Annotated in this window: 26 protein-coding genes; 9 read left to right on the top strand and 17 right to left on the bottom strand. The window is 23.6% G+C overall.

Annotated elements, in window-relative coordinates; genetic code table 11:
* Window positions 1-58 precede the first annotated feature (58 nt).
* The 4 genes from STAT_RS02230 to STAT_RS02215 all read right to left on the bottom strand — a co-directional run bounded on the left by STAT_RS02230 (window position 59) and on the right by STAT_RS02215 (window position 3,500).
* Entirely contained in the window at window positions 59-1,294 is a 1,236-nt protein-coding gene (locus STAT_RS02230) for an MATE family efflux transporter (protein ID WP_244273578.1), read from the bottom strand.
* 164 nt (window positions 1,295-1,458) lie between these two features.
* Window positions 1,459-2,568, bottom strand: a complete 1,110-nt coding sequence (gcvT, locus tag STAT_RS02225) for a glycine cleavage system aminomethyltransferase GcvT (RefSeq protein WP_119305619.1) — start codon at window positions 2,566-2,568, stop codon at window positions 1,459-1,461.
* Window positions 2,555-2,965 (bottom strand): 6-carboxytetrahydropterin synthase, encoded by a 411-nt coding sequence (locus tag STAT_RS02220; RefSeq protein ID WP_119305618.1) that lies wholly within the window; start codon window positions 2,963-2,965, stop codon window positions 2,555-2,557. Before STAT_RS02220 ends, gcvT begins: the two co-directional genes overlap by 14 nt.
* Window positions 2,946-3,500 (bottom strand): isopentenyl-diphosphate Delta-isomerase, encoded by a 555-nt coding sequence (locus STAT_RS02215; protein ID WP_119305617.1) that lies wholly within the window; start codon window positions 3,498-3,500, stop codon window positions 2,946-2,948. Before STAT_RS02215 ends, STAT_RS02220 begins: the two co-directional genes overlap by 20 nt.
* Before the next feature lie 141 nt (window positions 3,501-3,641).
* Here STAT_RS02215 and STAT_RS02210 point away from each other — a divergent pair, with 141 nt between their 5' ends.
* On the top strand, window positions 3,642-4,097 hold the full coding sequence (locus STAT_RS02210; RefSeq protein WP_119305850.1) for a hotdog fold thioesterase: 456 nt from the start codon (window positions 3,642-3,644) through the stop codon (window positions 4,095-4,097).
* Window positions 4,088-5,134 (top strand): chorismate-binding protein, encoded by a 1,047-nt coding sequence (locus tag STAT_RS02205; RefSeq protein ID WP_119305616.1) that lies wholly within the window; start codon window positions 4,088-4,090, stop codon window positions 5,132-5,134. Before STAT_RS02210 ends, STAT_RS02205 begins: the two co-directional genes overlap by 10 nt.
* Here the strand turns inward: STAT_RS02205 and STAT_RS02200 are convergent.
* Window positions 5,127-6,419 carry an NAD(P)/FAD-dependent oxidoreductase gene (locus STAT_RS02200; RefSeq protein WP_119305615.1) on the bottom strand — a complete coding sequence of 431 codons (1,293 nt, stop codon included), beginning with the start codon at window positions 6,417-6,419 and terminating at the stop codon, window positions 5,127-5,129. The genes STAT_RS02205 and STAT_RS02200 overlap by 8 nt on opposite strands.
* Window positions 6,420-6,501: 82 nt before the next feature.
* Here STAT_RS02200 and STAT_RS02195 point away from each other — a divergent pair, with 82 nt between their 5' ends.
* A complete protein-coding gene (locus STAT_RS02195; protein WP_119305614.1) occupies window positions 6,502-7,215 on the top strand; it encodes a zinc metallopeptidase in 714 nt (237 codons plus the stop codon).
* On the opposite strand, the gene STAT_RS02190 is transcribed toward STAT_RS02195, so the two are convergent.
* From STAT_RS02190 to STAT_RS02175, 5 genes are read right to left on the bottom strand one after another with little or no spacing between them, the layout of a single operon-like run.
* The gene (locus STAT_RS02190) at window positions 7,202-7,327 is read right to left on the bottom strand and encodes a 30S ribosomal protein THX (RefSeq protein ID WP_119305613.1); all 126 of its coding nucleotides are present in this window, start codon (window positions 7,325-7,327) and stop codon (window positions 7,202-7,204) included. The genes STAT_RS02195 and STAT_RS02190 overlap by 14 nt on opposite strands.
* Window position 7,328: 1 nt before the next feature.
* Window positions 7,329-7,730, bottom strand: coding sequence for a dephospho-CoA kinase (locus STAT_RS02185; protein ID WP_262512589.1), 402 nt, complete (start codon window positions 7,728-7,730; stop codon window positions 7,329-7,331).
* A 23-nt stretch (window positions 7,731-7,753) separates the two neighbouring features.
* Window positions 7,754-7,954: a dephospho-CoA kinase gene (locus STAT_RS03140; protein ID WP_262512588.1), complete on the bottom strand. Its 201-nt coding sequence runs from the start codon at window positions 7,952-7,954 to the stop codon at window positions 7,754-7,756.
* Between the two features lie 25 nt (window positions 7,955-7,979).
* On the bottom strand, window positions 7,980-8,288 hold the full coding sequence (gene yajC / locus STAT_RS02180) for a preprotein translocase subunit YajC (RefSeq protein WP_119305612.1): 309 nt from the start codon (window positions 8,286-8,288) through the stop codon (window positions 7,980-7,982).
* A gap of 41 nt (window positions 8,289-8,329) precedes the next feature.
* Entirely contained in the window at window positions 8,330-9,256 is a 927-nt protein-coding gene (locus STAT_RS02175) for a transcription antitermination protein NusB (RefSeq protein WP_119305611.1), read from the bottom strand.
* 99 nt (window positions 9,257-9,355) lie between these two features.
* On the opposite strand from STAT_RS02175, the gene STAT_RS02170 reads away from it, so the two are divergent.
* The 3 genes from STAT_RS02170 (at window position 9,356) to STAT_RS02160 (ending at window position 12,235) form a co-directional block, all read left to right on the top strand.
* A complete protein-coding gene (locus STAT_RS02170) occupies window positions 9,356-11,092 on the top strand; it encodes an ABC transporter ATP-binding protein (RefSeq protein WP_119305610.1) in 1,737 nt (578 codons plus the stop codon).
* A gap of 86 nt (window positions 11,093-11,178) precedes the next feature.
* Window positions 11,179-11,580 (top strand): DUF3276 family protein, encoded by a 402-nt coding sequence (locus STAT_RS02165; protein WP_119305609.1) that lies wholly within the window; start codon window positions 11,179-11,181, stop codon window positions 11,578-11,580.
* 154 nt (window positions 11,581-11,734) lie between these two features.
* Entirely contained in the window at window positions 11,735-12,235 is a 501-nt protein-coding gene (locus tag STAT_RS02160) for a KdsC family phosphatase (RefSeq protein ID WP_119305608.1), read from the top strand.
* A 118-nt stretch (window positions 12,236-12,353) separates the two neighbouring features.
* On the opposite strand, the gene groL is transcribed toward STAT_RS02160, so the two are convergent.
* The 7 genes from groL to pncB all read right to left on the bottom strand — a co-directional run bounded on the left by groL (window position 12,354) and on the right by pncB (window position 19,057).
* Window positions 12,354-13,997: a chaperonin GroEL gene (groL, locus tag STAT_RS02155; protein WP_119305607.1), complete on the bottom strand. Its 1,644-nt coding sequence runs from the start codon at window positions 13,995-13,997 to the stop codon at window positions 12,354-12,356.
* A gap of 63 nt (window positions 13,998-14,060) precedes the next feature.
* A complete protein-coding gene (locus STAT_RS02150; RefSeq protein WP_119305606.1) occupies window positions 14,061-14,339 on the bottom strand; it encodes a co-chaperone GroES in 279 nt (92 codons plus the stop codon).
* A 116-nt stretch (window positions 14,340-14,455) separates the two neighbouring features.
* A complete protein-coding gene (gene secG, locus STAT_RS02145; RefSeq protein ID WP_244273552.1) occupies window positions 14,456-14,650 on the bottom strand; it encodes a preprotein translocase subunit SecG in 195 nt (64 codons plus the stop codon).
* Between the two features lie 67 nt (window positions 14,651-14,717).
* Window positions 14,718-15,206, bottom strand: a complete 489-nt coding sequence (locus tag STAT_RS02140; protein WP_119305604.1) for a hypothetical protein — start codon at window positions 15,204-15,206, stop codon at window positions 14,718-14,720.
* Complete coding sequence (locus tag STAT_RS02135) at window positions 15,196-16,449, bottom strand: sigma 54-interacting transcriptional regulator (protein ID WP_119305603.1); 1,254 nt, start codon at window positions 16,447-16,449, stop codon at window positions 15,196-15,198. Before STAT_RS02135 ends, STAT_RS02140 begins: the two co-directional genes overlap by 11 nt.
* A 19-nt stretch (window positions 16,450-16,468) precedes the next feature.
* Window positions 16,469-17,821 carry a tRNA (N6-isopentenyl adenosine(37)-C2)-methylthiotransferase MiaB gene (miaB, locus tag STAT_RS02130; RefSeq protein ID WP_119305849.1) on the bottom strand — a complete coding sequence of 451 codons (1,353 nt, stop codon included), beginning with the start codon at window positions 17,819-17,821 and terminating at the stop codon, window positions 16,469-16,471.
* A gap of 39 nt (window positions 17,822-17,860) precedes the next feature.
* Complete coding sequence (gene pncB, locus STAT_RS02125; RefSeq protein ID WP_119305602.1) at window positions 17,861-19,057, bottom strand: nicotinate phosphoribosyltransferase; 1,197 nt, start codon at window positions 19,055-19,057, stop codon at window positions 17,861-17,863.
* 160 nt (window positions 19,058-19,217) lie between these two features.
* Here pncB and rbp point away from each other — a divergent pair, with 160 nt between their 5' ends.
* From rbp to STAT_RS02110, 3 genes are all read left to right on the top strand, one after another.
* Complete coding sequence (gene rbp, locus STAT_RS02120; protein ID WP_119305601.1) at window positions 19,218-19,490, top strand: RNA-binding regulator; 273 nt, start codon at window positions 19,218-19,220, stop codon at window positions 19,488-19,490.
* A gap of 122 nt (window positions 19,491-19,612) precedes the next feature.
* A complete protein-coding gene (gene dapA / locus STAT_RS02115; protein WP_119305600.1) occupies window positions 19,613-20,497 on the top strand; it encodes a 4-hydroxy-tetrahydrodipicolinate synthase in 885 nt (294 codons plus the stop codon).
* Window positions 20,498-20,506: 9 nt separating this feature from the next.
* Entirely contained in the window at window positions 20,507-21,022 is a 516-nt protein-coding gene (locus tag STAT_RS02110; RefSeq protein WP_119305599.1) for a ferritin, read from the top strand.
* Window positions 21,023-21,187 lie beyond the last annotated feature (165 nt).

The following is a 21,187-nucleotide window of genomic DNA, read 5'->3' as shown; positions in this document are numbered from 1 at the left end:
ACAAATATAGATATTTAACACGAACTGTTATATGATGAATTATTTGAATATGAAATGTTTATTTCATTTTTATTATTTTATCGATAATAGTTTTATATCTTATAAAAAGTAAGATAGCTGATATAGTTAAACCAAATCCTAACCCAATCCATACCCCTATTCCTCCCATTTTTATAGATAAAAACCATGCTGTAGGTAAAGCAATAATCCAATAAGAAAAAAAACTAATCCACATAGGAATATGAACATCTTGTAAACCTCTTAATGCTCCAAGAATAACTCCTTGTAATCCATCGGATAATTGAAAAAAACTAGCAACTATTATCATTTTTTCTGCAATTTTAATGACTTCTTCATCATTCTTGATGTATATATAAGGAATATAGCCTCGAAAGAAGAAAAATAAAAGGCCACAAATTAACATAAAAATAAATCCCATAGAAAAAATAGATGTTCCTATTTTTTTTAATTCTAAATAATTTTTTAGGGCTAATTGGTTTGCTATTCTTATTGTAGCAGTTACAGAAAAACCTGTATTGAGAATAAAAGTAGAAGAAACTAAACTCATAACTATTTGGTGAGCAGCTAATACTTTTGTTCCGCATACTCCTGATATAAAAGAAGATAAAGAAAAAGCGCTCATTTCAAATAACATATGTAATCCAGAGGGAACTCCTATTTTCAATATTTCTTTGAAATATTTTTTTTTAAAAAAAAAATATTTCAATTGATTATAATAATTATGTACTTTTTTGTATTGATATAATAAAATCATAATTCCAATTAACATGATTATTCTAGATGCTAATGTAGCATAAGCAATACCAACAACACCTAGTTTCGGAAAACCACAACTACCGTGAAGAAATATATAATTTAGTACAATATTAATAAAAACAGACATCCAAGTTACAATTAAACCAGGAAATACTAAAGATAAACCTTCTGAAAATTTTCTAAAAACTTCGAATATCATCCAAGGAATGAAAGATATAGATACTATTTTTAAAAAAGAAATAGTTTCGTTTAATATTTCTTTAGGTTGTCCTAAATAAGGAAATATATATAAAAATACATGTACTAATCCATACATTAGTATAGATAAAAAAAAATTTAAAATTAAACCATGATGAAAAATAATAGCGCCTTTTTTATATTCTTTTTTTACATCTATAGATGCAATTAAGGTAGAAATACCTGTAGATATTCCCAATCCAAAAATGATTATAACAAAAAAAACAGAATTTGATAATGAAATTGACGCTAAAGCTTTTTTCCCCAAAAAACCAATCATTATATTATCACATAATCCTATACATATTACACCTAATTGGGTAAGAAATACAGGAAGAGCTAACAAAAAATTTTTTTGAAAATGTTCCGAATATATTATATTTTTTTTTTCGATAAAACTATGGTTTTTTTATAATTTCATCATATAAAATTAAACATTTAGTTTTAAATTTTTATAAAAGGTAATTTGACTATTTTAATAGGAATTTTTTTCTTTCTGATGAAAAGAAATATAGAATCTTTTTTTTCTATATTAGTTATATATCCCATTCCAATTCCTTTTTTTAGAACTGGAGAATAAACACCAGAAGTAACATAACCAACAGAAATTTTATTTTCATCTATTAATAAATGTCCTGGTCTTGGAATTTTTTTTTCTTTTTCAACAAGAAAAGATATAAACTTTTTATATTTTCCTTCTTTTTTTTGTTTTTGTAATATTTTTTTAGCTATAAATTTTTTATCAAAATTAATTATCCAAGATAAATTTGCTTCTATAGGAGTTGTTTTTTCAGAAATATCTTGTCCATATAAACGATATCCCATTTCTAATCTCAATGAATTTCTACTTGCTATTCCACAAGGAATTATTTTTTTTTCTATTTTTAAAATATCATTCCATATTTTTTTTGCATTTTCATTGGAAACATAAATTTCTATTCCTTTATTTCCTGTATATCCTGTTCTAGAGATTAATACATTTTTTATTCCCGAAAATTCTCCTATTTTAAAATGATAAAAAGGAACTTTGTTTAATGAAATATTTGTTAATTTTTGAATATAAAATAAAGATAATGGACCTTGAATAGATAAAACAGAATGTGTTAGAGAAGCATCTATCAATTCTATATTAGAATATTCATATTTTTTTATATGATTATTGATCCAATTTTTATTTTTTTCAATATTAGAAGCATTTACTATAAGTAAGAAACTTTTTTCCGAAATTTTATAAACAACTATATCATCTATAATTCCTCCTTTATCATTAATTAAACAAGTATATTGAGCTTGTCCAATCTTGATTTTAGATAAATCATTCGTAGTTAAATATTGAATTAGATTTTCAGAATATCTTCCTTTTAAAATAAATTTACCCATATGACTTACATCAAAAATTCCAGCATAATTTCTTACATGCATATGCTCTATTAAAGAAGAAGTATATTGAAGTGGCATATAAAAATTGGAATAGTTAACTATTTTGGCTCCTAAACGAATATGATTATCATATAAAATAGTTTTTTTAATAACATTTTTATTATTTTCCGTCATATTCAACAAAATTATTTACCGTTTCGTATAAAGTTATTTTTAATTTTAAATCAGAAGGTATTTTACTATTTATTCGATTCCACATGAAAACAACTATATTTTCTATAGTGGGATTGATAAATGAGAATTCTTTAATATCTAAATTAATATTTTTATGATCAAAAAGTTTTTCTATTTCATCAAAAAGAATACATTTCAATTTTTGTAAATTAAATACAAAACCAGTTTTAGGATCTATCTCTCCTGTAATACCAACAATATATTCATAATTATGTCCATGATAATTGAAATTTGCACATTTTCCAAACATTTCAATATTTTTTTTAAAATCCCAATGATTATTATAAAGTCTGTGTGATGAACTAAAATATCCTTTTCTATTTACAGTAGCTATCATTTTTTATATATTCTAATTGATTTAAATAATTTTTAATAATAATCTTTAACCAAATAGTATAAGAAGTTGGATAAGTATAAATATTTTTAATTAATTCATTTAATGAAATCCATTTCCAATTATCTACTTCTTTAAAATTTATAATTGGAGATTTTTCATAATGTCCAATAAAAACATGATCTAATTCATTTTCTATTAATCCATTACTAAGAAATTCATGATAAGTGAAACTAAATTTTTGTTCCAAAAAACAATCAAAACCCATTTCTTCTATTAAACAACGGTGAGCTGCTTTTAAAACAGATTCATTTTTTTTAGGATGACTGCAACAAGTATTAGTCCAAAGTAAAGAAGAATGGTATTTTTTTGAAGATCTTTTTTGTAACATTAAATCATTTTTTAGATTAAAAATAAAAACAGAAACAGCACTATGTCGTAATCCTTTTATATGAATTTTTTCTTTTTTTTCAAATCCAATAATTTTACCCTCTATTCCTATCAAAGGAATAAGATCCTCATAAGATTGTTCTTTCATATTTTCTAATTTCTTTAAGATATGTTTTATTAATGAAAAAAATAGTTATAGAATATATAATAATAATATATAATGTAAATTGTTTATATACAAAAAAACAATAATTATTATATTATTATTTATGTATTATTTATGTTAGTTATGAGAAAAAAAACCGAGGAATTATTAAATGAATTAAATGACTTAAAAAAAAATACATTGATAAATATAATGCAAATTCAATTTATTTTTTTATCCAATCAATTAGATAGATTGATTGCAAAAATGCCTATAAATCATGAAATATTTCAACCTTTTGGTTTTTTGCATGGAGGAGCAACTATAATTTTAGCTGAAAGCGTTGGAAGTTCTATTTCTTTCATAAATATTGAAAATGAAAAAAAAAGGAAATTTAATGTTTTTAGTATTGAAATTTCTACGAATCATATTCGATCTATAAAAATAAAAAAAGGAATTTTATTTGCGGAAGCAAGAATTTTTCACAAGGGAAATATCTTACATTTTATTCAAGTTAATGTTTATGATGAAAAAAAAACTATGATTAGTTTTTGTAAATTAACAAATATTATAATTCCAATAAAGAAAACATGCCAATAGAAATTAGTGTTTTTTCTCTATATAAAAAAATTATAAAAAATTATTATAATCATAATAATTTTGTTGTTTTTAGAAAACCTTATGATAAAAAAATATTTTTTTATTCTCATTATGATTCTGTAGGAGAAAAATTTTTTTTAATTCAAAATTTTAATCACAATCATATTATAAAAATACACCCTAAAAACATTTATTCTGTAGATATACAAAAAACTTATAAACAAGAAAATATTTCTCCTTCTTTTTGGGAAAAAAACTCTTCTTTTTTAACAGATTCTTATAAATATAAGAAATTAATAAAAAAAGCTATCGAAAGTATAAGGAAAGGATTTTTAACAAAAGTTGTTTTATCCAGATCTATAAAAATTCCTTTTCGGAATTTTTATTTTAAAAATACATTTATGAAATTAATTCATACTTATCCCAATGCTCTAATTAGTCTTTGGTATAATTTTCATTATGGATTTTGGATCGGATCTACTCCTGAACTTCTCATGAAATGTCATGATAAAAAATTAAAAATTTCAGCTTTAGCAGGAACTATTTGGGGTTTAAAAAATTGGACAAGAAAAGAAATAGAAGAACATAAAATTGTAGTAAAATATATACTTCATTTATTAAAATCTTATAGAGGTTCTATTCATATAAAAAATACAAAAACTATAAAAATAGGTCATTTAAAACATTTAGAAACTTCAATATATTTTTCCTTTTATAAGGAACCTAATTATTATGAAATATTAAGTTGTTTACATCCAACTCCTTCTATATGTGGATTTCCTAAGAAGAATTCTTTAGATTTCATTCATAAAAATGAAGGATACGAAAGAAATTTTTATACAGGATATATTGGAATAGTCAATCAAACTAATATGGAACTATATTTGAATTTAAGATGTGTAAGAATAAAAGAAGATAAAAAAGAAATGATTTTATATGCCGGTAGTGGAATTACTATAGACAGCGATATTCATCAAGAATATATGGAAACAGAAAATAAAATAAAAAATATTCTTTCTCAACTTATTTTTAAGTAATTCTTTTTTTTCTTCTATGAAATGGTCTTATAATTAAACGTACACTTTTATTATAATGAAAATATTGAATAATCCAATTTGTTAAAGCTATTACTCTATTTCTAAAACCTATTAAATTAACTAAATGAACAAACATCCAAGTAATCCATGCTAAAAAACCCTTTAGTTTTAAATAAGGAAAATCACATACGGCTTTATTTCTACCAATAGTAGCCATAGAACCTATGTTTTTGTAAATGAAAGGTTTCATCATTTCGATATTATCTATAAAACAATTCAAATTTCTAGCTAAATGATTTCCTTGTTGTATAGCAGGTTGGGCTGTCATGGGATATCCATTAGGATAATTTTTACTATCGTTTACATAAGCAACATCTCCAATAGAAAAAATATTTTTATATTTTATAGCTTTAAGATAATTGTTAACTAAAATTCTATTTCCTTCCATATCTTCTTTTAGAAATCCTTTTATAATTGCACCTTTTACCCCTGCTGCCCATATTACATTAAAAGATTCTATTTTTTGATTTTTTTCCATAAAAACTATTTCTCCATTATAATCTTTCACTAAAGAATTTAACCAAATGATAACACCTAATTCTTTCAAATTTTTATAAGCTTGTTTAGCTGATTGTTCAGACATACCATCCAGTAATCTAGAAGTAGCTTGTAATAAGTGAATATTCATGTATCGAATATCTAAATCAGGATAATCATGCGGTAATACATATTTTTTCATTTCAGCTAAAGCACCAGCTAATTCTACTCCAGTAGGCCCTCCTCCTACAATGACAAAAGTCATAAGTTTTATTTTTTTTTTCTCATCTGTTGTTAATAAAGCAGATTCAAAATCTTGTAAAATAAGACTTCTTAAATTCAAAGCTTCTGGAATAGATTTCATGGGTAAAGCAAAAGATTCTATATTTTTATTTCCAAAATAATTGGTCACAGATCCTGTTGCTATAATTAAGTAATCATAGGATAAACTTCCTACATTTGTATGTATCGTTTGTTTTTTTGTATTAATATAATGAACAATAGCCAGTCTAAAAAAGAAATTTTTTGTTTTTCTTATAATATTTCTAATAGAATGTGCTATAGAATCTGGTTCTAAACCTGCTGTTGCTACTTGATACAATAAAGGTTGGAAAGTATGATAATTATTTTTATCAATAAGAATCACCTGAAATTTATCTCTTCTTAATTTTTTTGCTACTTGTAACCCCGCAAATCCGGCACCAATAATAACGATTCTTTTTAGGTTGTTGACTTTTGGTATATTCATAGTCAAAAATTTGACATAACTAATTTATATATATTTTCATTTTAATTGATAAATTAATAATTTTGTTAAAAAATAGATTTGTATGACTTACTATTTTATTATAGGGATCACTGTTTTAGTAAGTGTTATTGTAAATACAATATTAAAAAATAAATTTAGAAATTATTCTAAATTATACTTACAATCACGTATGAGTGGAAAAGAAATAGCAGAAAAAATGTTAATAGATCATGGAATTCATGACGTAAATGTTCTTTCTGTAACAGGAGAATTGACTGATCATTATAATCCTATTAACAAAACAATTAATTTAAGTGAAAATGTATATAATGATAGTACAGCAGCTTCCGTTGCAGTGGCAGCTCATGAATGTGGACACGCTTTACAACATAGATTAGGTTATAATCTATTAAAATTACGGAATTATTTAATCCCTATTTTGAGTTTAAGTTCTAAATTTGTGAATATTGCAATAATGTCTGGATTAACTATCTTTTATAGTTCAGGAGGAAAAGATTCCCTAATTTTAAAGTTAGGAATAGGGTTATTTTTTTTAGTTGTAATTTTTTCTTTTATTACATTACCTATAGAATTCGACGCAAGTAATAGAGCATTATTTTGGTTAAAAACCAAAAATATGGTTAATTATCAGGAATATCATAAAGCAAGAGAATCATTAAATTTAGCAGCTATGACATATGTAGTTTCTTCTCTTGGTTGTTTAGCCCAATTAATATATTTTCTATCTATTTTTACCAATGATGATAATAGCAATAGTATAACTAAAAAAGATTAGTATTTTTACTTTTTTCTTTTTTCTTTTTCGTATTTCTTGGATTTTTACGAAGATTTCCATAAGTTTTATTTCTTATTTTTCCTCTTTTAGTTTTTTTATCTCCTTTTCCCATATTATTGATTTTTTTTTGTAATTAATTTTTCTAATCGTTTATGTATTTTATTTGCTTTTTTTTGCAAGTGATATATAGATGAATAGTTTCTGATTATAAGATTGGATTTTTTTTTTCTTTTTTTATTAGATATTTGATTTTTCAATCGATCTATAATTTGATTTTCATTTAAATTATCTCTTTTTATTATTCTTTCAATCATATTTTTTTTAGACGCAGTTACAGTGATAATGAAATCACATTCTTTATAACTTTTGCTTTCGAATAATAAAGCTGATTCTTTTATAACGTATAAAGGTTTTTTTTGTAAAATAATAACTGACATCCAGTGTTTAAAATCTATTGATATCCATGGATGTATAATAGTACATAATAATTTTAATGCTGTAGAATTTTTAAACACTATTTTAGATAAATAAATTGTATTTATTTTTTTTTTTTATATGATTCTTGTCCAAAAGATTTTATAATATTTTTTTTTATAATTTTTATTTGATTCATTAATATTTTTCCTCTTTTATCTGAAGAATATACAGGAATTCCTTTTTTTTTGAAAAAAGAAGAAAATAAACTTTTTCCAGTCCCCATTTTTCCCGTTATTCCTATCAATTTTATTTTTTTGATCATTGTTTAATAAAATAATAATTGTATGCTATGATTTTTTATTGTTATTATTATAACGTAATTGAGTTAATTCTTTTGAAATTGTATCTTTTTCAAGTTTTATTTTTCCTGTGATAGTTTCTAGTATGAAAAAATATCCTGTAATATCTATGATTTTACCATGTATTCCTGAATTTGTTACAATATGATTTCCTATTTTTAAATCTTCTTGAAATTTTTTTTCATTTTTTTGTTTTTTTATTTGAGGACGTATCATAAAAAAATAAAATATAATAAAAATTAGTACAAACATCCAAATGGTACTCATAATAGAATTTTGCTGTAATAAAAAAAACATAGAAATATAATATTTTAGTTTAAGTAAACTTACTTACATGCTTACATGAGTCCTTTTCCTATTTTGAATATTCTATTTTTTTTATATAAAAATTTAAATATTTGGTCTAATATACCATTAATAAAAATTTTGCTTTTTTCCATACAAAATATTTTTGTTATTTCTATATATTCATTCATAGTTGCTTTGGGAGGGATATTTGGAAAATATAAAAATTCGCAAATAGCCATTTGCAATATAATTAAATCTATAATTGCTATTCTTTTAATATCCCAATTACATGATATATCATTAATTAAATTATTAAATTCTTCTTTATGAAAAATTGTATTTCGATATAATTTGATTATAAATTTTTTATTTTCTTCGTTGTTATATATATTATACAATTTAAAATTTTTAGGAGTGGAATAATTGATAAATTGTAGAGTTTTGCATACCATAGTATGAGCCATGTATAAATCCTCTTTTCCATGAAAAAAGTATAAATCTTCTATATATTCTATTAATTTTTTATCTGGAATAACAAAATTTTTATAATATTTTATTAAAAAATTTTTTTCTTCTTCAAAAGAAGAACAAGATTTTACAGAAAATTTCTTGAAAAAATTTGATTTTTGCTTTTTTTTTAATAAAAAAAAAATATATTCATATTGTTGATTCCATAAAACTTTTTCAGAATTTTTTGTAGAACGATATTCTTCTATTAAATATTTATTTTCAGATAACATTTTTATCAATGAATTATATGCTAATTTTTGTATAAAATCTGTTTTATTATATAATTTTTTTTTCAAAGCGTTTTCTCTAATTTTTAAAATTAAATAGAGAAGAAAAATATAAAGATGATGCAAAGATTTAATACTTTTAAGCATATTTTCTTCAACTTTATTTAAATCCATTTTAGATATATATTGAGCATATAAAAACTGTAAACTTCTTATTCTAAAGTGTCGTCTTACTGACATTTTTGTTGTAATAATGTTGATTTTTTATGCGAAAAATTTTTCGTATAATTATATAAATAAAAAATCGAAATTTAAAAAGTTTGTATTTTTGTTCATTATATGAATGGCGGTTTATTTGTTTTTAGCAAAAAATATTGTCGAAAATACAAATTACGATTATCTATAGGGTTTTTATTAATTTTAATATCAAATATTTTAACTTTATTTCCTATTCCTTATATAGGAAAGTCAATTAATGTTATAAGTTATATTTTTAGTGATTTATCAAATTTTATTTCTTTAAAAAAAGATATTTGTATTTATGTTAGTATCATATTAATAGTTCCAATTATAGGAGGTTTTGTAAAATATCATATGAGACAATGTATAATTACTACATCTAGAATGATAGAATTTGATATAAAAAACGAAATTTTTTCACATTATCAAAAGTTAAGTTCTTCTTTTTATAAAAAAAATTCTACAGGTGATTTAATGAATCGTCTTACAGAAGACGTTTCTTTTATAAGACAATGTATAGGTCCTGGATTTATGTATTTTTTGAATCTTATAATTCTTTTTTTTATGGTTCTTATGCAAATGTTAAGGATTAATAAAGTGTTAACTTTTTATGTAGTTTTGCCTATTCCTATTCTTTTTATTTTTATCTATTATATTAGTATTTTTATTGCTAAAAAAAGTAAAAAGGTTCAAAAATTCCAGTCTATCATATGTTCTTTTATACAAGAAACTTTTTCAGGAATTTATATTATCAAATTATTTGTATCAGAATCTTTTTTTCAAGAGAAACACAAAAAAATTATATCTCAATATAAAAAAAAAAATATAGAATTAGCTAAAATTGATACCATATTATCTTCTTTAATTATATTTTTTATAGGAATTTGTTATTCATTGATTTTATTCTTTGGGGGAAAAAAATATTTTGAAGGTGAAATTAAAGAGATAGGAAATATTGCTGAATTTTTTACATATGTAAATATTTTATTTTTTCCTTTTATTATATTAGGATGGGTTATTTCTATTTCAGAAAGAGCTAAAGTATCACTAATTCGTATTAGTGAATTTTTGAAAATAAAACCTGAAATATTGAATACTAATTTAGTAAAAACAAGAATTTTTGGAAAAGTTGAATTTAAAAATGTAAGTTTTTTTTATTGTCCTCAAAGGAGTTTATATAATAGAAAACAATATGTTCAAAATTATACACTTAGTAAAATTTCATTTACTTTAATGAAAGGTAAAACTTTAATTTTAACAGGAGAAACAGGATCAGGAAAAACAACAATAGGAAGATTAATATCCCGTTTATATGATCCTAAACAAGGAGAAATATTAGTAGATAATTTATCTTTAAAAGATCATAATTTATATAATTTCAGAAAAAACATTGGTTATGTTCCTCAAGAATCTTTTCTTTTTTCAGATTCTATTTATAATAATATAGCTATAGGAAGTATTAAAAAAATAACTCCATGTAAAGTATATAATGCGGCTAGAATAGCTATGATAGAAAATGATATTCTAAATTTTAAAAATAGATATGAAACAATTATAGGAGAAAGAGGAATTACTTTATCGGGAGGACAAAAACAAAGGATATGTATAGCTAGAGCTATTATAAAAAATCCAAAAATTCTTATATTTGATGATAGTTTTTCTGCTATAGATCAAAAAACTAGAAGAGAAATTATTCGTTATCTTAAAAAAGAACTGAAATACAGTACTATTATTATTATAACTCATGATATTTCTTATATTTCAGATTTTGATTTATTTATTGTTTTAAAAAATGGAAAAATATCAAAGATAGAAAATCATAATATTTTTTCATAAAATTATGATAACAATCATGAAAAAAAATAGTATAGACCATTTTTTTTATTTAGATTTGCTTAGTTTGGATTATAATATATTTTGAAATGGACGAAAAAGAAAACAAAGAAAACATTAAAGACAGAAATGAAATTTGTTCACGAACTTTAAAAACTGGTAGTAGGACTTATTTTTTTGATGCAAGAGAAACAAGAGCAGGTGATTATTATTTGACGATAACTGAAAGTAAAAAAAATTTCTCTGAAACAGGAGAAATAACTTATAAAAAACATAAAATTTATTTGTATAAAGAAGATTTTTCAAAATTCCAGAGTATACTTGACGATATGATTCGTTTTATTATTAATGAAAAAGGAAGAGAAGTTATTTCTGAACGTCATCAAAAAGATTTTAAGAATCATACTACATATAATCAAGAACTTAAGGAAGTTCAAAAAAGAACATCAGATATGAAAAATTTCACAAATATTAATTTTGAAGATATATAAGAGAACATAAGTTAAGTAATATATTTATTTTTAAATTTTTTCATAAAAAAATTGTTTTATTTTATATAAATAAACATAATTGTTTAATGATTTTTGTTATTTTATGCTATGGTTATGTTTGAATAATAAATAATGAAAATGAATATAATATTATATGGAAACTTATATAAAGATAATGAATGATATTAATACTTTCATATTTGATGTAGATGGAGTATTAACGGATTGTACTTTACATTTGTTTTCAGATGGAAATTTTGGAAGAAGAATGTTTGCTAAAGATGGGTATGCGATACAATTAGCAAGAGAAAAAGGATATAATTTATGTATTATAACAGGAGGATCAGATTTGATGGTTTTTAGACGTTTGAGGGACTTGAATATCTCTTATATTTATCAAGGAGTAAATAATAAAAAAAAATATTTAGATGAATATTGTAAAATTTTAAATCTTACTAAAAAAAAAATTCTTTACATGGGAGATGATATTCCTGATATTGAGATTATGAAATCTGTAGCATTACCTTGTTCTCCAATAGATGCAGTTCAAGAAGTAAAAAATATATCTAAATATATATCTCCAAAAAAAGGAGGTAGGGGATGTGTAAGAGATGTGATCGAAAAAACTTTAAAAGTTCAAAAAAATTGGATCTAACGTCTTTTATATTTTTTTTAAGTAAACATCATAAATGAAATAAAAAAAAATAGTGTCTTGGTTAAGACACTATTTTTTTTTATTTCATTTATGATGTTGTATATAATAGATATTGTTATTACATCATTCCTCCCATTCCTCCTCCTCCAGCTCCAGGCATTTGAGGTGCAATATTGGATTCATCTTTTTTTATTTCTGTAACAACACATTCAGTAGTTAACAACATTCCTGATACAGAAGCTGCATTTTCTAATGCTACTCTAGCAACCTTAGTTGGATCTATAATTCCTTCTACTATCATGTTTTTGTATTCACCAATTTTAGCATCATATCCAAAATCACCTTTTCCTTCAGCCACTTTAGCTACTACGACAGATCCTTCTCCACCTGTATTGGCTACAATTTGACGTAAAGGTTCTTCAAGAGATCTTCTTACAATTTGTATTCCGGTATCTTGATCTACATTATCTCCTGTTGTATTTTCTAAAGATTTAATAGCACGAACTAAAGCAACTCCACCTCCAGCTACTATTCCTTCCTCTACCGCAGCTCTAGTGGCATTTAAAGCATCATCTACACGGTCTTTTTTTTCTTTCATTTCTACTTCAGATGCAGCTCCAACATAAAGAACGGCAACACCTCCAGCTAGTTTTGCAAGACGCTCTTGTAGTTTTTCTTTATCATAATCTGATGTTGTAGATTCTATTTGAGATTTAATTTGATCTACACGTGCTCTTATATCTTTTTTACTTCCTCCTCCATTAACTATAGTAGTATTATCTTTATCTATAATAACTCTTTCTGCTTTTCCTAGCATATGTAATTTCACATCTTCTAATTTACTTCCTGTTTCCTCAGAAATTACACTTCCTCCTGTTAGAATTGCTATATCTTCTAACATAGCTTTTCTTCTATCTCCAAATCCAGGAGCTTTAATAGCTGCTACTTTTAAAGTTCCTCGTATTTTATTAACTACTAATGTAGCTAAAGCTTCTCCTTCTACTTCTTCAGAAATAATTAATAAAGGCTTTCCAGATTGAGCTACAGGTTCTAATATAGGAAGTAGATCCTTCATTGCTGCTATTTTTTTATCAGATAATAAAATTTGAGGTTGATCAAATTCTGTTATCATTTTTTCAGCATTTGTTACAAAATAAGGAGATTGATATCCTCTATCAAATTGCATACCTTCAACAACATCTACAGATGTATCTGTTCCTTTTGCTTCTTCAACAGTAATAACTCCTTCTTTTCCTACTTTTTCAAATGCATCAGCTATTAAAGCTCCAGTTTTTTCATCATTATTTGCAGAAATAGAAGCTACTTGTTTTATTTTTTCTGTATTCCCTCCAACTTCTCTAGATTGTTTTTTTAAATCTAAAACAACTACTTCTAAAGCCTTATCTATTCCTCTTTTTAAATCCATAGGATTAGCACCTGCTGCTACATTTTTTAAACCCTCTCTGACGATAGCTTGAGCTAAAACAGTAGCAGTTGTGGTTCCATCTCCAGCTACATCATTGGTTTTAGATGCAACTTCTTTTACCATTTGAGCACCAAGATTCTCTATAGGATCTTCTAATTCAATTTCTTTAGCAACAGTGACCCCATCTTTAGTTACTTGAGGGCCTCCAAAAGATTTTTGCAATACAACATTACGACCTTTTGGTCCTAAAGTAACTTTTACGGCGTTTGCTAATGCATCTACTCCTTTTTTTAATTTATCTCTTGCTTCAATATCAAATTTAATATCTTTTGCCATAATTTTTTTAATTTTTTAATAAATTTTCCTGATTTTATTTTTTTGATTAGTATGATGAGTCAATCATATAATAGCTATAACATCAGATTCTCGCATAATGAGATATTCTTCACCCTCCCATTTTAATTCTGTACCAGAATATTTTCCATATAAAACTCTATCTCCTTTTTTTAAATTCATAGGCTCATCTTTTTTTCCTTTACCTACGGCAATTATTGTTCCTTTTTGTGGTTTTTCTTTTGCAGTATCAGGAATAATAATACCTGAAGTTGTTTTTGTTTCAGCAGGATCAGGTTGTACAAGGACACGATCTGCTAAAGGATTAATCTTTACTTCCACCATATTATAAATAATTTTAAAGTTAACGGTTCTAATTGTTCAAGAAGCCAAAAACATGCCAAATAAAAAAATTTGAATTTTTTTTCATTAAATCAATATTAAATGTCATAATGACATACTTAGTTTCTTAAATGTTTTGATTTTAGTAAAAAATTGAAAGATAGAATTAAAAAAAATATGAGAATGGATAAAATCCAAGTAATTTTTTCTAAAAATGTATTTGTTCTTTTAATTCCAAAAAATCTAAAATTTTTTTCCATAAAAGATTGATGAATACTTTCTTTTTTAGGACTTTGTATTAATATAACTAACATAAGCAAAAGACATATTAAAATAATGAAAAAACCAAATATAATTATGAATGATATATTTTTCATTTACTTACCAAGTTTCGTTAAAATCATGAAATATTTCACGATATACTTCAGTTGTTAAGTTTTCTATAATTTTATCAATAATTTTTTTTGAAAAAATATCTTTTTCGTTCCTGGAAAAGTTTTCAGATACATTAAAACATTTTTCCCAATTTTTTTCTGGTTCGATTTTATCCTTATAATAGATTTTCATTGTTAATTTAATTTTTTTTAAAGGAGAATCTTCTAATGGAATAACTGCATAATGCAAAAAAGTACCTTCTAAAACAACATCTCCATTTTTTATAACTAAATTGGAAGGATTATGTTCCATAATATAATCTTCAATACTTCTTTTAAAATCAAAGGAAATAGATCTTCTAGGTATATTAACACGTTCCGTAATTTTTCCTATTTCTATTGTCTTTTTTTTATCAGAAAACGATGAATGATAACAACTAAACATCATATATGATGATATAAAAGTTAAAATAAAAAAAATTTTTTTATAAGCCATATTGTTTAATTTTTCTGTATAATGTTCTTTCTGAAATTCCTAATTCTTTTGCAGCTTTTCTTCTTTTTCCTTTATTCTTTTTTAAAGCTTTTTGAATAAATTCAATTTCTTTTTCTTGCAAAGAAAAAGAAGATAATTCATTTTTTGATAAATCTTCTTCTACTTCTTCATAATCTAAATCTGAAGAAGATTTAGATGAGTCTTCTAATTGGAAAATAGAATCATTTCTATTGTAAATCATTTTTCCAAAAACTTTTTCCATAAGACGTTGATTTTCTTCAATAAATCTATTATTGGAGTTATTTTTAATCAATTGAAAAGTGATATTTTTTAAGTCATTTAAATTTTTTTTCATATCAAATAAAATTTTATAAAGAAAATCTTTTTCTCTACTATGAAAAGATGTTTCTATTACATTGTTATTATTATGATTAGAAAAAGATATTGATGGAATATTTTCTGGAATATATTCTTTTAATTTTTCTATAGAAATTTCACGTTTAGTTTCCACTACAGAAATTTGTTCTATTAAGTTTTTTAATTGTCTTATATTTCCAGGCCAAGGATAATTTTCCAAATATTTTAAAGATTCTTCATTCAATATTATTGAAGGCATATGATACTTTTCTGCAAAATCATTAGAAAATTTTTTAGACAAAAATTTAATATCGTTTTTACGAAAACGTAAAGGAGGTACATTAATTTGTACTGTATTTAAACGATAAAATAAATCTTCTCTAAATTTTCCTTTTTGAATAGACTCTATCATATTTAAATTTGTAGCAGCAACAATACGGATATTTGTTTTTTGAATTTTAGAAGAACCTACTTTAATAAATTCTCCAGATTCTAATATTCTAAGAAGACGAACTTGTGTAGTTAAAGGTAATTCCCCAACTTCATCTAAAAAAACAGTTCCTCCATTTGCTCCTTCAAAATAACCCTTTCTCATACTTGTAGCTCCGGTAAAAGATCCTTTTTCATGACCAAAAAGTTCACTATCAATAGTTCCCTCTGGAATAGCTCCACAATTTACAGCAATATAACTGTGATGTTTTCTAGAAGAATATTGATGAATAATTTTTGGAATAAATTCTTTTCCTACTCCACTTTCTCCAAGAACTAATACTGAAATATCAGTAGGTGCTACTTGTATTGCCTTTTCTAATGCTCTATACAAAGTACAATCATATCCAATGATTCCAAATTTTTGTTTTATTTTTTGGATAAAAACGGGTTCCATGTTTTTATTTTTTTTTACATCATATGCAAATGTCTCCTATTAAAGTTGCAGATGTTGTATTTTTTATTTTTACATGAACTAAATCTCCTATATTTAGGTGTTTTTTAGGAAAAACTACGATTAAATTTTGTGTGTTTCTTCCATACCAATATTGATTATTTTTTTTTGATTCTCCTTCTATTAGAACTTCTTCTACTTTACCTAAATGTTCTTGCATTCTATAAAATGAATGTTTTCTTTGTAAATCAATAATTTCTTGTAATCGTTTCTTTTTTATGTGTTTAGGTACATTATCCTTTAATTTTCTATATGCATAAGTTCCAGGTCTAGGAGAATAGGAAAACATATAACCATAGTTGTATTTGATTTCTTTCATTAAATTTATGGTATCCTGATGATCTTCCTCATTTTCATTACAAAATCCAGATATAATATCATGAGATATAGAACATTCAGGTATAATATTTTTAATTTGTTTAACTAAAAAAAGATATTTTTCTCTTGTATATTTTCTGTTCATTAATTTTAATATTTTATTACTTCCAGATTGAACAGGTAGATGAATATGTTTGCAAATATTTTTATGTTTAGAAATAACTTCTAATACTTTATTAGACATATCATGAGGATTGGATGTAGAAAACCTAATTCTCATCATAGGATTTTTTTTTGCTAAAAGATCTAAAAGATTTGAAAAATCTACAACATTTTTTTGATTTTGATTTATGTTTTTTTTATTGTATATCCATAAATAAGAATCTACGTTTTGTCCTAGAAGAATTATTTCTTTATATCCATTTTGATATAACCGTTCACATTCCTTAATAATAGAATTTGGATCAGTACTTCTTTCTCTTCCTCTGGTAAAAGGAACAATACAAAAAGTACACATGTTATCACATCCTCTTGTTATACTTAAAAAAGTTGTTATTTTTTTATTTTTTTGTTTTATAATATTTATATCTGCATAAGTTTCATTTTTTTTCTTAATAGAATCATAAAAAAAATACTTTTTTCCTATTATAGAATAATTAATAAAATTATGGATTTCTCTATAAGAATCTGGTGAAACAAAAAAATCTACTATCTTTTTTTCTAAAAAAATTTTTTTTATTTGTTTTGAAAAACACCCTGTAATTCCAATCCAAATTTTTTTATTTTTTTTATAAAATTTTAATTGTTCCAATCTTTTTTTTAGAGTTAATTCTGCTTTTTCTCGAATGGAACATGCATTTAATAAAATTATGTTTGCTTCATCCAAATTTTTAGATTGAGTAAAACCGTTTTTTAATAAAATAGAAGTAATAATATCGCTATCTGATATGTTCATTTGACAACCATAATTTTCAATGTAAAAATTTTTATCTTTCATATTTTTAATATTATAATAAAAATACATAATGTCATTATGTCATGAATAAAAATTATTCCTTATTTTAAGGATTTTTTTAGCAAAAAAAATCATATTTTTTTTTCCTGTAGATTTTTCTTGAACATTAGAAAGTTTAACCACTGATTTCCATTTTTTTCCGAAAAAAGTTTTTACCATTTTTATGACAATATTCATAGAAGGTACTCCTATATCATTAGTGAAATTTGTTCCTATTCCAAAACAAGTATTTATTTTCTTTTTACAAAAAGAAGAAATATAGGCAACTTTACATGGGTTAAGATTATCTGAAAATATAATTTTTTTTCTTATAGGATTTATTTTAAATTTTTTGTAATGTTTTATAATTTCTTTTGTAAAAAAAATAGGATCTCCACTATCATGTCTTACTCCTTTGAAAATATTGGATAATCTTTTATTAAAATTTTTGAAAAAAACTGGCGAAGTATATGTATCAGATAAAGCAATTCCTAATTTACCTTTGTAAATATTTAACCAATTTTCCATAGCTATACGATCTGCTATATTAAATCCATATTTTGCAGCATGAAACATTACCCATTCGTGAGCTTGAGTTCCTATTGGTTTGATTGATAAAATATGAGAAAGATGAACATTACTACTTCCTATAAAAAAAGGAGGGCCTTCTTCTTTTAATATTTTTAGAACTAATTTATGCACTTTATAAGAATATCTTCTTCTTGTTCCATATTCTCCAATTTTAACTTGTAATTTTTTATATTTTTTTAATTTTTCTTTTGTTATATTCGTAATTTTTTTTTCTGATATATTTTGAACTCCTGTTGTTAACTTATAATATAATTCAGATATAATAGACATTATAGGAACTTCCCATAATATAGTACTACTCCATAATCCTTCTATATGCATTTGTATATTTTCTCCTTTTTGAAAAATATTCACTTCTTTTGGATTGTATTGGTATTTATTCAAAAAATCTAAATAAGAAGAATCTAGATAAGGGCAATATTTTTCTAAATAAATTCTTTCTTCATTTGAAAGTTTTAAATAAGCCATTTTATTCAGATTTTCTTTTAAAATTTTGGCAAAATCTTTAGGAAAAGAATGTTTTCCTCTATTTATAAATTCATATTTTGCCTTTACTAATGGAAATAATTTAATTACAGCATTTTGCATTGTAAATTTATAAAAATCATTGTCCAATAATGATGATACAATAAAAGAAGAATTATTCATTAAAGATATTTTTTATAATTTTTTGAATAAAATATTTTATAACTCATTTTACAAATAAAATCAATCATTTATTAAGTTTGTTTTTAGGTCAAATAATATATTTTTCTTTTTTAGAAAAAATATTTTTCTAAATTTGCTTTTAAAACAATTTATTTTTAATATGGATAACACGAAACTATACGTAGGTAATTTATCTTATGATATGACAGAACAAGAATTGAAGAATTATTTTGAATCTATAGGAGAAGTCAATCATGCTAAGATAATTTTTGATGAATCTACGTCAAATAGAAGAAGCAAAGGTTTTGGTTTTATAGAAATGTCTAATGAAGAAAACGCTAAACAAGCTATAGAAAAATTGAATGGGACAGAATTTATGGGTAGGAATATTATTGTATCTGCAGCTAGGCCAAGAACAAAAAAAGATTATTAATCTTTGATTTCAAAGATACGCTTACATCTGTTTTTATTTTACAATAAATTATTTATGATTACATGAAATAACAGTTATTATTTATATCATCATATATATTTTAAAATGTAGTAAATTAATCTATGAAAAAATTAAATGGAACAGGTGTAGCGTTAGTTACTCCTTTTAAAAAGGATGGAAAAATTGATTTTAATGGACTTGAAAAACTAGTAAAATATGTTTTAGATAATAATGTAGATTATCTAGTTGCATTAGGAACTACATCAGAAACGACTACCCTAAAACAAGAAGAAAAATGGGAAATTATAAAATGTATTCAAAATTCTAATTATAAAAAACTTCCTTTAATATTAGGAATAGGAGGGAATAACACAGAAAATGTTATAAAAGAAGTAAATAGCATAAAAAATTTATCGGATTTTTATGCTATTCTTTCAGTTTCTCCTTATTATAACACTCCTTCTCAAGAAGGGATATATCAACATTTTAAATCAATTGTAAATCATACAGAAGCAAATATTATTCTTTATAATGTTCCTAAAAGAACAGGATCTAATATTATACCGGATACTGTTTTACGTTTGTCTTTTGATTTTAAAAACATAATAGGAATCAAAGAAGCTTCTGGAAATGTTTTACAGTCTTATAAAATTTTAGAACGTAAAAAAGAAAATTTTAGTGTGATATCAGGAGATGATTATACAATTTTACCTGTTATATTAGGTGGAGGAGAAGGAGTTATTTCCGTAATTGCCCAAGGATTTCCTGATAAAATTTCTAATATGATATCATTAGCGAAAAAAAATGATGTAAAAAAAGCTTTTTCTATTTTTTACGATATTATGAATATAATAGATCTTATTTATGAAGAAGGGAACCCTACAGGGATAAAAACTTTTTTAGATGTCATAGGAATATGTAATCCATATGTAAGATTACCATTAGTAAATGGAACTCCATCTTTGAGAAAAAAAATTTTACATTCATTAAATAAAATAAATCAATAATTAAAAAAGATGCTCAATGAAAAAATACAAGAAGGGTTAACGAAACAGTTAAATAGGGAATTAGAATCCTCTCAGTTGTATTTGTATATGGCTTCTTGGGTGGAAAGAAAAGGTTATGAAGGAATATGTGAATTTTTGTATGATCATTCAAATGAAGAGAGAAACCATATGTTAAAATTGATTAGGTATATTAATAAAAGAAGAGGAAATGTTATTTTAAATAATAATGGATTTTCAATTATAAATAATATAACATGTATATCTTTAAAAGATTTATTCATAAAACTATTTGAACACGAAAAAAAAATTTCTAGGGAAATTAATTTTTTAGTAGAAATTTCTTTGCAAGAAAAAGATTATTTCACATATAATTTTTTACAATGGTATGTTGAAGAACAAATAGAAGAAGAAGCTTTAAGCAAGATGATTTTAGATAAAATTGAATTAATAGGAACAGATAAAGGAGGATTGTATTTTTTTGATAAAGACATGAAAAATTTTCATAAAAAAAAAAATTGTGATTAAATTTTTTTTGTGAAAATATTTTTTTTTAAAATCTCTTTATATTATATTTCTTTTTGATTGAAAAGATGATATAAGTTTTATAATAATAGAGAATATCCTAATATTATAATGAATAAAAACAAAAATAATTAATTATATATAATAGAAATGAAAGATTCTAAAAAA

It is taken from the genome of Blattabacterium cuenoti STAT, from assembly GCF_003573915.1.
In the GTDB taxonomy this organism is placed as follows: Bacteria; Bacteroidota; Bacteroidia; order Flavobacteriales; family Blattabacteriaceae; genus Blattabacterium; species Blattabacterium cuenoti_A.
The sequence above is the reverse complement of the archived record's forward strand: the minus strand, read 5'-3'. Positions and strand labels throughout refer to the sequence as shown.